Source organism: Streptomyces sp. NPDC016469 (genome assembly GCF_040632905.1).
Lineage (GTDB): Bacteria > Actinomycetota > Actinomycetes > Streptomycetales > Streptomycetaceae > Streptomyces.
On record NZ_JBEYCQ010000025.1, the window covers coordinates 57,678 to 71,973 of the forward strand.

At 74.8% G+C, this 14,296-nt stretch carries 10 protein-coding genes and 1 riboswitch; of the genes, 4 read left to right on the top strand and 6 right to left on the bottom strand.

What is annotated here, in order from left to right; all coding sequences use genetic code 11:
- Positions 1-4: 4 nt before the first annotated feature.
- Together ABZ565_RS25915 and modA are read right to left on the bottom strand one after the other, a co-directional pair.
- Positions 5-1,915 carry an ABC transporter permease gene (locus ABZ565_RS25915; RefSeq protein ID WP_361031451.1) on the bottom strand — a complete coding sequence of 637 codons (1,911 nt, stop codon included), beginning with the start codon at positions 1,913-1,915 and terminating at the stop codon, positions 5-7.
- A gap of 18 nt (positions 1,916-1,933) precedes the next feature.
- Entirely contained in the window at positions 1,934-2,704 is a 771-nt protein-coding gene (gene modA, locus ABZ565_RS25920; RefSeq protein WP_361031454.1) for a molybdate ABC transporter substrate-binding protein, read from the bottom strand.
- Positions 2,705-2,880: 176 nt separating this feature from the next.
- Between modA and cbiE the strand changes: the two genes are divergently transcribed.
- On the top strand, positions 2,881-4,155 hold the full coding sequence (gene cbiE / locus ABZ565_RS25925) for a precorrin-6y C5,15-methyltransferase (decarboxylating) subunit CbiE (protein ID WP_361031457.1): 1,275 nt from the start codon (positions 2,881-2,883) through the stop codon (positions 4,153-4,155).
- Complete coding sequence (gene cobM / locus ABZ565_RS25930; protein ID WP_361031460.1) at positions 4,152-4,901, top strand: precorrin-4 C(11)-methyltransferase; 750 nt, start codon at positions 4,152-4,154, stop codon at positions 4,899-4,901. The genes cbiE and cobM overlap by 4 nt, the downstream gene beginning before the upstream one ends.
- A gap of 17 nt (positions 4,902-4,918) precedes the next feature.
- Here the strand turns inward: cobM and ABZ565_RS25935 are convergent, their stop codons facing one another.
- The gene (locus ABZ565_RS25935) at positions 4,919-6,034 is read right to left on the bottom strand and encodes a cobalt-precorrin-5B (C(1))-methyltransferase (protein ID WP_361031463.1); all 1,116 of its coding nucleotides are present in this window, start codon (positions 6,032-6,034) and stop codon (positions 4,919-4,921) included.
- An 11-nt stretch (positions 6,035-6,045) separates the two neighbouring features.
- On the opposite strand from ABZ565_RS25935, the gene ABZ565_RS25940 reads away from it, so the two are divergent.
- Complete coding sequence (locus ABZ565_RS25940; protein ID WP_361031466.1) at positions 6,046-6,792, top strand: cobalt-precorrin-6A reductase; 747 nt, start codon at positions 6,046-6,048, stop codon at positions 6,790-6,792.
- Here the strand turns inward: ABZ565_RS25940 and ABZ565_RS25945 are convergent.
- Genes ABZ565_RS25945 through cobG form a run of 3 tightly spaced genes read right to left on the bottom strand, consistent with a single transcriptional unit; the run spans position 6,789 to position 10,322 of the window.
- Positions 6,789-8,321, bottom strand: a complete 1,533-nt coding sequence (locus ABZ565_RS25945) for a precorrin-2 C(20)-methyltransferase (protein ID WP_361031469.1) — start codon at positions 8,319-8,321, stop codon at positions 6,789-6,791. The genes ABZ565_RS25940 and ABZ565_RS25945 overlap by 4 nt on opposite strands.
- Entirely contained in the window at positions 8,318-8,944 is a 627-nt protein-coding gene (locus ABZ565_RS25950) for a precorrin-8X methylmutase (protein ID WP_361031472.1), read from the bottom strand. The genes ABZ565_RS25945 and ABZ565_RS25950 overlap by 4 nt, the downstream gene beginning before the upstream one ends.
- A 58-nt stretch (positions 8,945-9,002) precedes the next feature.
- A complete protein-coding gene (cobG, locus tag ABZ565_RS25955) occupies positions 9,003-10,322 on the bottom strand; it encodes a precorrin-3B synthase (RefSeq protein ID WP_361031475.1) in 1,320 nt (439 codons plus the stop codon).
- A 140-nt stretch (positions 10,323-10,462) separates the two neighbouring features.
- Positions 10,463-10,539, top strand: a riboswitch (cobalamin riboswitch).
- 84 nt (positions 10,540-10,623) lie between these two features.
- Between cobG and cobN the strand changes: the two genes are divergently transcribed.
- Complete coding sequence (gene cobN, locus ABZ565_RS25960) at positions 10,624-14,295, top strand: cobaltochelatase subunit CobN (RefSeq protein WP_361031477.1); 3,672 nt, start codon at positions 10,624-10,626, stop codon at positions 14,293-14,295.
- Position 14,296: the final 1 nt, after the last annotated feature.

Genomic DNA, 14,296 nt, shown 5'->3' on the forward strand with positions numbered 1-14,296 from the left:
CGCCTCAGAGCGCCACGAGTGTCACCTCGGTCGCCTTCACGCTGGTCCACACCCGCGCCCCGTCCGCCAGGGACAGCTCGGCGGCGGCCTGCGGAGTGATCTCGGCGACCAGGTCCGGCGCCCGCTCCGACCCCACGAGCACCCGGAGCCGGCTCCCGCCCGCCGTGATCTCGCGCACCGTCCCCGGCCACACGTTGCGCGGGCTCCCGCTCGGCTTCTCCCGGTGTACGGAGACGGCCTCGGGCGCGATGACCGCGAGCGCGGGAGCCCCGGCGGGCAGCGGGTCGGCCGCGACGAGGTGACCGCCGCCCGCGGGCTCCAGGCCGTCGGCGGTGGCGGTGCCGGGCCAGGCGTTGCGGCCGAGCATCCGGGCGACCCAGGGGGAGCGCGGGTGGCGGGTCACCTCGGCGGGCGGTGCGTCCTGGAGCGTACGGCCCTCCTCCAGGACGAGGACCCGGTCGGCGAGCGCGACGGCCTCCACGGGGTCGTGCGTGACGATGAGGCAGACCCCGCCGAACCCGTCGAGGTGGCGGCGCAGCGTGTGCCGGACCCGGGACCGGGTCGTCTGGTCGAGCGCGGCGAGCGGTTCGTCCAGCAGCAGCAGGCGCGGACGGGCGGCCAGCGCGCGGGCCAGCGCGACGCGCTGAGCCTGGCCGCCGGAGACCTGGGCGGGGCGGCGCGAGGCCAGGTGCCCGACCCCGAGCCGGTCCAGCCACTCCTGCGCGGTGCGGCGGGCCTCGGCGCGCGGCACGCCCCGGGCGCGCAGCCCGTACGCGGTGTTGGCGAGGGTGCTCAGGTGCGGGAACAGCGCGCCGTCCTGCGGGACCCAGGCGACGCCCCGGCGGTGGGCGGGCAGGGCGGTGACGTCGGTGCCGCCCAGGACGAGCCGGGCGTGGGCGCGCGGGGTGAGGCCGAGCAGGGCACGCAGCAGGGTCGTCTTGCCGGCGCCGTTGGGGCCGACGACGGCGATGGTGGTCCCGGCCTCCGCGTCGAGGGTCAGCTCGTTGAAGCCGGTGACCTCGGCGTGCAGCGGCCAGCTCTCCCGTACGGCCTGCGGAGCGTCCCCCGAAGCGACCGTCGTCCCGGGCTCCTCGTCGATGACCTTCCGCGTCCGCGTCCGCTCAGGCGGCGCCCCCGTCCACCGCCCCCGCAGCGCGAGCAGCACCGCCATGGCGATGACGAGCAGCAGCAGGGACACCGAGGTCGCGGCCTCCGGGCTGTCCTGGAGCAGCAGGTAGACCTGGAGGGGCAGGGTCTGCGTGGTGCCGGGGAGGTTGCCCGCGAAGGTGATGGTCGCCCCGAACTCGCCGAGCGCCCGCGCCCAGGTCAGCGCCGCTCCGGCGGCAAGCCCGGGCGCCACCATCGGCAGGGTGACCGTGAAGAACACCCGTACCGGCGAAGCCCCCAGGGAGGCCGCGGTCTCCTCGTAACGCGGCCGCAGCCCGCCGAGCGCGCCCTCCAGGCTGATGACCAGGAACGGCATGGCGACGAAGGTCGCCGCGAGCACCGCGCCGGAGGTGTGGAACGGCAGCGTGATCCCGAACCAGTCCTCCAGCCACGGTCCCAGCAGCCCCCGGCGGCCGAAGCCGAGGAGCAGGGCGACCCCGCCGACCGTGGGCGGCAGCACCATCGGCAGCAGCACCAGTGAGCGGACGAAGACCTTGCCGGGGAAGTCGACCCGGGCCAGCAGCCAGGCCAGCGGCACCCCCAGGACGAGGGAGAGGGCCAGCGCCCAGCCGGAGACGATCAGCGACAGCGTCAGCGCCCGGGTGGTGGACTCGCTGGTGAGGTGAGTGCCCAGCTCGCCCCACGAGGTCCGGGCCAGGATGCCGGCCAGCGGCAGCAGCAGGAACGCGACGGCCAGGAGCGCGGGGAGGGCCAGCACGATCGGCGCGCGGCCGCGGGGTCGGTTCATCGGCGTTCCTTGCTCGGGCTACGGCTGCTGGAAGCCCGCACCGGTCAGGATCTTCCGTGCCCCGGGCGAGGACAGCCACGTGACGAACGCCTCGGCCGCGGCGCCGTGCTTGCCGGTCTTCAGGGTCGCCGCCGGGTACGAGGCGACGGCGTTCTGCCCGTCCGGGATGTCGACCGAGTCGACCTTGCCCTCGGCCGAGGCGACATCGGTCTTGTAAACCAGCCCGGCATCCGCCTCGCCCAGCTCGACCTTGCTGAGCACCGCGCGCACGTTGGGCTCCTGCGAGACCGGCTTCACGGTGATCTTCTGCGCGTCCAGGATCTGCCGGCTGTACCGGCCCACCGGCACCTCGGGCGCGGCGAGTACCACCTTCAGCCCGGGATCGGCCAGGTCCGTGAGGTTACCGACCTTCTCCGGGTTGCCCTTGCCGGTCGCGATGACGAGGCGGTTCTTCGCGATGACCGTCGGCGCGCCGGTGTCCGATTTCAGGCCGTCCATCGTCTTCGTGTCGGCCGTGACCAGCGCGTCGGCGGGGGCGCCCTGCCTGACCTGCGCGGCCAGCTCCTGCGACCCGGCGAAGGAGAACGTCACCTTCGTGCCCGGGTGCTCCTTCTCGTACGCCGCACCCGCCTCCTTGAACACATCGGTGAGCGAGGACGCGGCGAGAACGGTGAGGTCGGTGGCCGTGTCCCCGGTGCCGTCGTCCCCGCCGCACGCGGTGAGGGGCGTGAGCAGTCCCACGACGACGAGGCTTGCGGCGGCGCGCCGCTGGAGGGAAGCAGGAGTCATGGAGAACAGCATGTGCCAAAGAGTATGGGTGATCACATCGCATTTACAGCTTTCCATGGGAAAACACATGGCAGCTGCGGTGCTCCCTGGAGGAAGCTCCTAGCCGCCTCGGGGCCGCCCGCGACCGGCCAGTAGAGTGCGGGTGCGCCAGCCCCCCGAGACCCGAGGTACCGTCCGTGACCCCCGAGCACCCCCGCCCGCCCGCAGTCACCGTGGTCGGGATCGGAGCCGACGGATGGGCCGGGCTCACCGGACCGGCGCGCGCGGCCCTGACGGACGCCCAGGTCCTCATCGGCGCCGACCGGCAACTCGGCCTCCTGCCACCGCGGTGCGCGGGCACCCGCGTGCCCTGGCCCTCGCCCCTGCGCCCCGCCGTCCCCGGCCTGCTCGCCGCGCACGCGGGCCGCCGCATCGCCGTCCTGGCCAGCGGCGACCCCATGTTCTACGGGATCGGCCGGGCCCTCACCGAGGTCCTGGGCGCCGAACGGCTGCACGTCCTGCCGCACCCCTCGTCCGTCTCCTACGCCTGCGCCCGGATCGGCTGGCCGCTGGAGGACACCGAGGTCGTCACCCTCGTCGGCCGCCCCGCCGCCCGGCTGGCCGCCGCCCTGCACGAAGGGCGCCGGCTGCTCGTCCTCAGCGCCGACGCCACCACCCCGGCCACCGTCGCCGCACTGCTGCGCGACCACGGCTTCGGGCCCAGCCGCATCCGGGTCCTGGAACAGCTCGGCGGCGAGGACGAGGCGTGCGCCGAGGGCACGGCGGACACCTGGGACCACCCGGCCGGGGACCCGCTCAACGTCGTCGCCGTCGAGTGCCGGACCGCCCCGGGGGCGCTGCGCCTCGGCGCCGTACCGGGCCTGCCGGACGAGGCGTACGCGCACGACGGGCAGTTGACGAAGCGTCACGTCCGGGCCGCCACCCTGGGCGTGCTCGCCCCCGCCCCCGGCGAACTCCTCTGGGACATCGGCGGCGGCTCCGGCTCCATCGCGATCGAATGGATGCGCGTCCACCCCTCCTGCCGGGCGGTCACCGTCGAACGCGACCCCGTCCGCGCGGCGCGCATCACCGCCAACGCCGACCGGCTCGGCGTGCCCGGCCTCCGCGTCGTCACCGGCCGCGCTCCCGGCTGCCTGGACCAACTCCCCACCCCGGACGCCGTGTTCATCGGCGGCGGTCTTACCGCACCCGGCCTCCTCGACACCTGCCTCACCGCGCTCCCGGCCGGCGGCCGACTGGTCGCCAACACGGTCACCCTGGAGTCCGAGGCGCTGCTCGCCGCCCGGCACAAGGCACACGGCGGCGAGTTGGTCCGCCTCGCCGTGGCGCACGCCGTGCCCGTCGGCACGTTCACCGGCTGGCGCCAGGCCATGCCCGTCACCCAGTGGTCCGTACGCAAGCCCACGGACACCGCAACGGCCCCCGCACAACCCTCAGGAGACGACAGATGACCGTGTACTTCATCGGCGCGGGCCCCGGCGCCGCCGACCTGATCACGGTGCGCGGCGCGCGCACGCTCGCCGCCTGCCAGGTGTGCCTGTACGCGGGCAGCCTGGTGCCCCGCGAGCTCCTGGCCGAGTGCCCGGACGACGCCCGCCTGGTGGACACGGCGCAGCTCGACATCGACGCGATCACCGCCGAACTCGTCGCCGCGCACCGGGCCGGCCACGACGTGGCGCGGCTGCACTCCGGCGACCCCTCGGTGTTCAGCGCGGTCAACGAGCAGATGCGGCGCCTGGACGAGGCGGGCGTGCCGTACGAAGTGGTCCCGGGCGTGCCGGCGTTCGCGGCCGCGGCGGCCGCCCTCAAGCGAGAGCTGACCGTGCCGACCGTGGGCCAGACCGTCATCCTGACCCGGATCGCCCAGCGGGCCACCGCCATGCCCGAGGGCGAGGACCTGGCGACGCTCGGCCGCAGCGGCGCCCTGATCGTCCTGCACCTCGCGGCCCGCTACGTGGACCGCGTCGTCGAGGAGCTGCTGCCGCACTACGGGGCCGACTGCCCGGCCGCCGTGGTCGCGATGGCCTCACGCCCCGACGAGCTCGTCCTGCGCGGCACCCTGGACGACATCGCCGCACAGGTGAAGGCCGCGGGCGTCATCCGCACCGCCGTGATCATGGCCGGCCGCACCCTGGGCGCCGAGCAGTTCCACGACAGCCACCTCTACTCGCCCGCCCGCGACCGCCACACCTGCTGAATCCCCGCCCGGGCGGGTCAGCGTACGGGGCTGCGCCCCACCACGGTCCCCGCCCGGTCGACGCAGATCACGTCCACGGCCACCGGCGCTCCCCGCAGCACCGACAGCGCCTCGTCCCGCGCGGCCACGGCCACCAGATCACCCAGCGGCACCCCGTGCGCCTGGCACAACTGGAGTGCGGCCAGGCCGGTGTTGGCGACGGCGATCTCGGCGGCCAGGGCCTCGTCGGCACCGCCGCGCCGGGCCAGCCCCGCCAGGTACGCCTTGTCGACCTGGGAGCGCCCCGAGTGGAGATCCAGATGGCCGGCCGCGAGCTTCGACAGCTTGGCGAACCCGCCGCAGATCGTGAGCCGGTCCACCGGATGCCTGCGTACGTACTTGAGGACCGCGCCCGCGAAGTCGCCCATGTCCAGCAGCGCGATCTCCGGCAGTCCGTACTCGGCGACCACCGTCTTCTCCGAGGTCGACCCCGTGCACCCGGCGACATGGGTGTGCCCGGCCGCGCGCGCCACGTCCACACCGCGCCGGATCGAGTCGATCCACGCCGAGCAGGAGTACGGCACCACGACCCCCGTCGTGCCGAGGATCGAGAGCCCGCCCAGGATGCCCAGGCGCGGGTTCCAGGTGGAGCGGGCGATCTCCCCGCCGTCGTCCACACCGATCGTCACCTCGACGTCCCCGGACCCGCCGTGCGCCGCCGCGACCTCCGCGACGTGCTCCCGGATCATCCGGCGCGGCACCGGGTTCACCGCCGGTTCGCCGACCTCCAGCGGCAGCCCCGGCAGCGTCACCGTGCCCACGCCGGGGCCGGCCCGGAACACCACGCCCGAGCCCGGCGGCAGCGCCTGCACGCTGACCCGCACCAGGGCGCCGTGCGTCACGTCGGGGTCGTCGCCCGCGTCCTTCACCACGCCCGCCGTCGCCCGCCCGCCGCCCAGCTCCTCCACGGCCAGGGCGAACGCCGGGGTCTGGCCCCGGGGCAGCGTGATGGTGACCGGGTCCGGGAAGTCGCCGCTCAGCAGCGCCGTGTACGCGGCCGTCGCGGCGGCGGTCGCACAGGCACCGGTCGTCCAGCCCGGCCGCAGACCGGTGTGCTTGAGTTGGGCGCCGCGCCCGCCTTTCGCCTCACTCATGGATGGTCCCCGTGCACGTACTGATTCTGGGCGGGACGACGGAGGCCCGCCGCCTCGCCGAGCTGCTGGTGGCCGGGCTGCCCGCCGGAAGCAGGGTCACCAGCTCGCTCGCGGGCCGGGTCGCCCGGCCGAAGCTGCCGCCGGGGGAGGTCCGGACCGGGGGCTTCGGGGGGGCCGACGGGCTCGCGGACTGGCTGCGCTCGCACCGGGTGCACGCACTCATCGACGCCACCCATCCTTTCGCCGGGACGATCACCTTCAACGCGGCCGTCGCGGCCGCCGCCGCCCATGTTCCCCTGCTCATGCTGCGCCGGCCCGGCTGGGTGCCCGGTGCAGGTGACGACTGGCACCCGGTCGGCTCCCTGGCCGAGGCGGCCGGGGCGCTTCCCGCGCTGGGACGGCGAGTGTTCCTCACTACGGGCCGCATGGGGCTCGCCGCCTTCGCGGACCTGGACGGCCTGTGGTTCCTGATGCGGTCCGTGGACGCCCCGGAACCGCCGTACCCGGCCCGGATGGAGACCCTGCTCGACCGCGGCCCCTTCACCCTGGAAGGGGAGCGCGAGCTGATCCGCCGCCACCGCGTCGACGTCCTCGTCACCAAGGACAGCGGCGGCGCGGCGACGGCCCCCAAGCTGACCGCTGCCCGCGAGGCCGGCATCCCCGTGGTCGTCGTCCGCCGGCCACCGGTCCCCGAGGGGGGCGCGGTGGCCGGCAGCCCGGAAGAGGCCCTGACCTGGCTGAACCGGCTGACGGGCTAGTCCTCCGGGTAGCGGCGCGGCGTCCACACGATCGGCGTGCCGTCGCCCCGCCGCCCCCACCGGGTCTGCGACGACCCGACGATCAGGATCGTGCGCATGTCCACCTCGGCCGGATCGAGGTCGGCCAGGCGCACCGTCCGTACGCTCTCGGCCGGCCCGCCGACGTCCCGGCCGAGGACCACGGGCGTGTCCGGGGAGCGGTGTTCGAGGAGCAGGTCCCGCGCCTTGCCGACCTGCCACGTCCGGCTCCGCGAACCGGGGTTGTACAGCGCGAGCACCAGGTCCGCCGAGGCGGCGGCGGACAGCCGGCGCGCGATGACCTCCCACGGCTTGAGCCGGTCCGACAGGGAGATCGCCGCGTAGTCGTGGCCCAGCGGCGCACCCGCCCGGGCCGCCGCAGCGTTCGCCGCCGTCACCCCGGGCAGCACCCGCACCGGCACGGCCGCGTACTCCTCCTGCGACGCCGCCTCCAGGACCGCCGTCGCCATGGCGAAGACCCCGGGGTCCCCGCCGGACACCACGGCGACCCGACGCCCGCGCCGGGCCAGGTCGAGCGCGAACTCCGCCCGCTCCGACTCCACCTTGTTGTCCGAGCCGTGCCGTATCTGCCCCGGCCGGACCGGCACCCGGTCCAGGTACGTCGTGTAGCCGACCAGGTCGTCCGCCTCGGCCAGCGCCCCGCGCGTCTCGGGCGTCAGCCACAGCGGACCGGCCGGACCGGTGCCGACGACCACCACCTCACCGTCGCCCGGGGCACGCTCCGGGCGGGCGTCGATCCGGCTCGGCAGGACGGCGACCGCGAAGTACGGCACCGAACCGGCGTCCGTGTCCGCGAGTTCGCCCAGCCGTTCCCCGGCCATCGTGGCGCGCTCCACATAGCGGGCCTCGGCCAGCCGGCCCGACGCCTCGAACGCCCGGCGGACGGCGGGGAAGGTGCGGCCCAGCTTCATCACCACCGCCGCGTCGGTCGCGGCCAGCCGGGCGGTCAGCTCCTCCTCCGGCAGGGTGCCGGGCAGGATCGTCAGGACCTCCTCGCCCTCCGCGAGCGGGGTCCCGAGCCGCGCGGCGGCCGCGCTGACCGAGGTCACCCCGGGGATCACCTCGGTCGGGTAGCGGTCGGCCAGCCGCTTGTGCATGTGCATGTACGACCCGTAGAACAGCGGATCGCCCTCGGCGAGCACGGCGACCGTGCGCCCCGCGTCCAGGTGGACCGCGAGCCGGGCCGCCGCCTCGGTGTAGAAGTCCTCCATCGCGCCCCGGTAGCCGCCCGGGTGGTCCGTGGTCTCCGTGGTGACCGGGTAGACCAGGGCTTCTTCGATGTGGTCGGCGCGCAGGTGCTTCGCCGCGATGGACCGGGCGATGGACCGGCCGTGCCGGGCGCTGTGGTAGGCCACGACGTCCGCCTCGGCGATGACCTCCACCGCGCGCAGGGTCATCAGGGCGGGGTCGCCGGGGCCGAGCCCGACCCCGTAGAGCCGTCCCGTCCGCCGCTCGCCCGGCTGCCCCGTCTGCTGCTCGCTCACGGTCACTCTTCCTCGCTGGCGATGGCGTTGAGCGCGGCGGCCGCGATGGCGCTGCCGCCGCGCCGGCCGCGCACGATCAGGTGGTCGAGCCCCGACGGGTGGGCGGCCAAGGCGTCCTTGGACTCGGCGGCGCCGACGAACCCGACCGGGACACCGATGACGGCGGCGGGGCGCGGGGCCCCCGCCTCGATCATTTCGAGCAGCCGGAACAGGGCGGTCGGCGCGTTCCCGACGGCCACGACCGCCCCGTCGAGCCGGTCCCGCCACAGCTCCAGGGCGGCCGCCGAGCGGGTCGTGCCCAGCTCGGCCGCGAGCCCGGGCACCGCCGGGTCGGACAGGGTGCACACCACTTCGTTGTCCGCGGGCAGCCGCTTGCGGGTGACCCCGCTGGCGACCATGGCCACGTCGCACAGGATGGGCGCGCCGGCCCGCAGCGCCGCGCGGGCGCGGGCGACCGCGTCGGGCGTGTAGCCGAGGTCGCGTACGAGGTCGACCATCCCGCAGGCGTGGATCATCCGGACCGCGACCTGGCTCACGTCCGCGGGCAGACCCGCGAGGTCCGCCTCCGCCCGGATGGTGGCGAAGGACTGGCGATAGATGGCCGGTCCGTCCTTCTCGTACTCGTACACAGTGGTGTCGCTCTCTTCTCAGGGCGGGGGGTCGGACAGGAAAAGTGTGGGAGGGCGATCAGGTGTGAGGGGTACGGGCCGCCGCCACGGCGTCGGCCAGCGCGGCGGGGTCGTCCGCGACGCGCACCGGGGTCCCGCGCTCGCCGTCCCGTACGACGGACACCCGGTAGCCGCCGTCCGGTCCTGCGACGACGTCGACCCACGCACCGCGCGGGTGCCCGCACCGCCGCTCGCATCCGGACCAGTGGACGGGCAGGGCGCGGCCGGGCGGTCCGGCGCGCAGCGATGACGCGGCGTCACCCCGCACATCGGACAGGGACTTCGCACACCCCGGCCGCCCGACGCACGCGTTCACGCCGGACCACGGCGAGCCGGGCCCGGTGACGAGGCCCACGGCCTCCAACGCGTCGAGCGCCTCGGACGCCCGCCCCCGTCGGACCCCGGGCACGACGACTCCGCGCCACGGGGTGAGCCGCAGTTCGCCGGCGCCGTGGTCCCGGGCGAGGTCCGTCAGCGCCCGCCACCGCGCCGCGTCCGCCCGCCCGAGGGGCAGCCCGACGGACAGCGCGTCCGTGCCCCCGGGCCCCGCCACCAGCCCGAGCGCCGGGGGAGCCCCATCCGGCACCGGTACGGTCGCGCGGGCGACGGGCAGCCCGGACGCACCCAGCCTCCGTACCACCTCATCGAACAGCGGCCCGGCGCCCCCGGGCAGGTCGCTCACCCGCCACGCACCGGAACCGGAAGCGTCCGCCATGGACAGGAACACCGTCGCCGCCAGCAACGCGGCGCGCGGCGCCTCGCCACCCGGAATCCGGGCCACCGACTCCAGCGCCCCGATCCGCAGCTCCGCGTCCCCGCCCGCCCGCGCCCGCAGCGTCACATCCGCGCCCAGCGCGTCCACATCGCCGCGCCCGTCGTCCAGCGCGAACAGGAACCGGCCCGACAGCCCGACCGCCTCCTCGCTCGCGCACACCAGCGCGTCCAGCACGGACAGCCACGGGCGGACATCGCGCTCGCCGCGGCCGTCGAGCCCGGACAGCGGAGAGACCACCACGTTGCGGACCCGCTCATGCCGTTCGGAGGGCAAAAGCCCTATTTCGTACATCCGGGAGGCCAGTTCGCCCCCGCACTCCGCACCCAGCCCCCGCAGCTGCACATTGCCGCGCGAAGTGAGATACAGCTCACCATCGCCCAGCCGTCCGGCCAACTCCCGCAGCGCGTCCGCCTGGTCCGCGCCGAGCACACCGCCGGGCACCCGGACCCGCGCCAACGCCCCGTCGTCCGCCCGGTGCAGGCGCAGCGCACCGGGGCAGGCGTCGCCGCGCGACCGGAAACGGGCGTCGTCGGGCTGGGCGAAATGGGGGGCTGGGGGAGGCATGGCGGCGAGCATACCGACCATCTCATCCGATCCGTATGACCCGTCGGGCACCCAGGCCCGTACTATGCCTGCGGGGCCCGTCTTCGCGGACGGACCCCGGCGGACCTCCGGGTCCGTCGTCGCCACAGACGGCGACAGGGGAGGAAGCCCGGTGCGATTCCGGCGCGGTCCCGCCACTGTGAGTCCGGCCCCACCAGGCCGGGCGAGTCAGGAACTCCCTTCCCCGCACGTTCGGCAGGTCCGAGCAGGGGATCTCGACACCGCCCGGGGCGTGGACACCCCGAGGAAGGCCAGACGCCGCATGATCCTGCTCCTGTCGACGTCCGACACCGACCTGCTCAGCGCCCGCGCCTCCGACGGACCGGTCCGCTACCGGTACGCGAACCCCTCCCGCCTCCCGCTCCAGGACCTGCCCGCCCTCCTGGACGGCACCGACCTCGTCGTCGTACGCCTCCTCGGCGGCGTCCGCGCCTGGCAGGACGGCCTCGACCAGCTCCTCGCCACCGGCCGCCCCGTCGTCGTCCTCACCGGCGAACAGGCCCCCGACGCCCAGCTGATGGCCGCCTCCACCGTGCCCATCGGGATCGCCGCCGAGGCCCACGCCTACCTCGCGCACGGCGGCCCGGCCAACCTGGACCAGCTCGCCCGGTTCCTCTCCGACACCGTCCTGCTCACCGGCCACGGCTTCGAACCGCCCGCCGCCGCACCCTCCTGGGGCCCGCTGGAGCGTGAGCCCCGCGAGACCCCGGACGGCGCCCCCACGGTGGCGGTGCTCTACTACCGCGCCCACCACATGAGCGGCAACACCGCGTTCATCGAGACCCTGTGCCGGGCCGTCGAGGCCCAGGGCGCGAAGGCCCTCCCGCTGTACGTCGCCTCGCTGCGCACCCCCGAGCCCGCACTCATCGAGACCCTGCGCGACGCCGACGCGATCGTCACCACGGTCCTCGCGGCCGGCGGCACCCGGCCCGCCGAGGCGTCGGCCGGCGGCGACGACGAGTCGTGGGACGCGGGCGCGCTCACCGCGCTCGACGTGCCCATCCTCCAGGCGCTCTGCCTCACCGGCTCCCGCACCGACTGGGAGGGCAACGACGAGGGCGTGTCCCCGCTGGACGCCGCCAGCCAGATCGCCGTGCCCGAGTTCGACGGCCGCCTGATCACCGTCCCGTTCTCCTTCAAGGAGATCGACGAGGACGGTCTGCCGGCCTACGTCGCCGACGACGAACGCGCCGCCCGCGTGGCCGGCATCGCCGTCCGCCACGCCCGGCTGCGCCACATCCCGAACGCCGAGAAGCGCGTCGCGCTCGTCCTGTCCGCGTACCCGACCAAGCACTCCCGTATCGGCAACGCGGTCGGACTCGACACCCCCGCCAGCGCGGTCGCCCTGCTGCGCCGACTGCGCGAGGAGGGCTACGACTTCGGTACGGAGGAGGTCCCCGGCCTCGCCTCCGGCGACGGCGACGAGCTGATCTACGCCCTCATCGAGGCGGGCGGCCACGACCAGGCATGGCTCACCGAGGAACAGCTCGCCCGCAACCCGGTCCGCATCCCGGCCGCCGACTACCGCCGCTGGTACGCCACCTTGCCCGCCGAACTCCGCGAGGCCGTCGAGGAGCACTGGGGCCCGCCGCCCGGCGAGATGTTCGTGGACCGCTCGCGCAACCCGGAGGGCGACATCGTGCTCGCGGCCCTGCGCCGGGGCAACCTGCTCATCCTCATCCAGCCCCCGCGCGGCTTCGGCGAGAACCCGATCGCGATCTACCACGACCCGGACCTGCCGCCCTCGCACCACTACCTGGCCGCCTACCGCTGGATCGCCGCCCGCGCCGACGACAACGGCTTCGGCGCCGACGCGATGATCCACCTCGGCAAGCACGGCAACCTGGAGTGGCTGCCCGGCAAGAACGCGGGGCTGTCCGCCGCCTGCGGCCCCGACGCGGCGCTCGGCGACCTCCCGCTGGTCTACCCGTTCCTCGTCAACGATCCGGGCGAGGGCACCCAGGCCAAGCGCCGGGCGCACGCCACGCTCGTGGACCACCTGGTGCCGCCGATGGCCCGGGCCGACAGCTACGGGGACATCGCCCGCCTCGAACAACTCCTGGACGAGCACGCCCAGATCGCCGCCATGGACCCGGCCAAGCTGCCGGCCGTCCGCGCCCAGATCTGGACCCTGATCCAGGCCGCGAAGCTCGACCACGACCTGGGGATCGAAGGACGCCCCGAGGACGAGGGCTTCGACGACTTCATCATGCATCTCGACGGCTGGCTCTGCGAGATCAAGGACGTCCAGATCCGCGACGGCCTCCACGTCCTGGGCGCCGCGCCGACCGGGGCCGCCCGCGTCAACCTGATCCTGGCGATCCTCCGGGCCCGCCAGATCTGGGGCGGCACGACCTCCCTGCCGGGCCTGCGCGAGGCGTTGGGCCTGGACGAGTCAGCGGCGACCCGCACGGACGCGGACGCGGTGGAGGACCGGGCCCGGGCGCTGGTCCAGGCGATGGAGGACGCGGACTGGGACCCGTCGGCAATCGGCCGTGCGGATCAGGCCCCTGCGGCGATTGAGCAGCGGGGTGCGGGGCGGAGCCCCGAGTCCACGGCCCGCACACTGCTCGACGACCTGACCCCGGACGTGGCGGCGATCCTCGACTTCGCGGCCCAGGAGGTCGCCCCCCGCCTGGCCAGGACCACCGGCGAACTGGACCACTGCGTACACGCCCTCAACGGGCGCTTCGTCCCCGCAGGCCCCTCCGGCTCGCCCCTCCGCGGCCTGGTCAACGTGCTCCCGACCGGCCGCAACTTCTACTCCGTCGACCCCAAGGCCGTCCCCTCCCGCCTCGCCTGGGAGACCGGCCAGGCCCTGGCCGACTCGCTCCTGGAGCGCTACCGCACGGACAACGGCGACTGGCCGGTCTCCGTCGGCCTCTCCCTCTGGGGTACGAGCGCCATGCGCACCGCGGGCGACGACATCGCGGAGGCGTTCGCCCTGCTCGGCGTGCGCCCGGTCTGGGACGACGCCTCGCGCCGCGTCACCGGACTCGAACCGATCCCGGCCGAGGAGCTCGGCCGCCCCCGCATCGACGTCACCCTCCGCATCAGCGGCTTCTTCCGCGACGCGTTCCCGCACACCATCGGCCTCCTGGACGACGCCGTGCGCCTGGCCGCCTCCCTGGACGAACCCGCCGAGCTCAACCACGTACGGGCGCACACCCAGGCGGACCTGGCCGAGCACGGGGACGAGCGCCGGGCCACCACCCGTATCTTCGGCTCGCGCCCCGGCACGTACGGCGCCGGGCTGCTCCAGCTCATCGACTCCCGCGACTGGCGCACCGACGCCGATCTCGCCGAGGTGTACACGACCTGGGGCGGCTACGCCTACGGCCGCGACCTGGACGGCTGCCCGGCCCGGGAGGAGATGGAGACCGCGTACAAGCGCATCGCGGTCGCCGCGAAGAACACCGACACCCGCGAGCACGACATCGCGGACTCCGACGACTACTTCCAGTACCACGGGGGAATGGTCGCCGCGGTCCGCGCGCTGAAGGGGACCGCCCCGGAGGCGTACATCGGGGACTCGACCCGCCCCGAGACGGTCCGCACGCGCACGCTGACCGAGGAGACCTCCCGCGTCTTCCGCGCCCGCGTCGTCAACCCCAAGTGGATCGAGGCGATGCGCCGCCACGGCTACAAGGGAGCCTTCGAGCTGGCCGCGACCGTCGACTACCTCTTCGGTTACGACGCCACGACGGGCGTGGTCGCGGACTGGATGTACGACAAGCTGACCGAGACCTACGTCCTCGACCCGGCCAACCGTGCCTTCCTGGAACAGGCCAACCCGTGGGCCCTGCACGGCATCGCGGAACGCCTTCTGGAAGCGGAGTCGCGCGGCATGTGGGCCAAGCCCGACCCGGCAGTGCTCGAAGCGCTGCGCCAGGTGTTCCTGGAAACGGAAGGAAACCTGGAGGGCGAGGAGTAGA

Excerpts from the sequence above, each read along its gene's own strand:
- ABZ565_RS25915 (WP_361031451.1), bottom strand. The coding sequence starts at position 1,915 with ATGAACCGACCCCGCGGCCGCGCGCCGATCGTGCTGGCCCTCCCCGCG.
- modA (WP_361031454.1), bottom strand. The coding sequence starts at position 2,704 with ATGACTCCTGCTTCCCTCCAGCGGCGCGCCGCCGCAAGCCTCGTCGTC.
- cobM (WP_361031460.1), top strand. The coding sequence starts at position 4,152 with ATGACCGTGTACTTCATCGGCGCGGGCCCCGGCGCCGCCGACCTGATC.
- ABZ565_RS25935 (WP_361031463.1), bottom strand. The coding sequence starts at position 6,034 with ATGAGTGAGGCGAAAGGCGGGCGCGGCGCCCAACTCAAGCACACCGGT.
- cobG (WP_361031475.1), bottom strand. The coding sequence starts at position 10,322 with ATGCCTCCCCCAGCCCCCCATTTCGCCCAGCCCGACGACGCCCGTTTC.
- cobN (WP_361031477.1), top strand. The coding sequence starts at position 10,624 with ATGATCCTGCTCCTGTCGACGTCCGACACCGACCTGCTCAGCGCCCGC.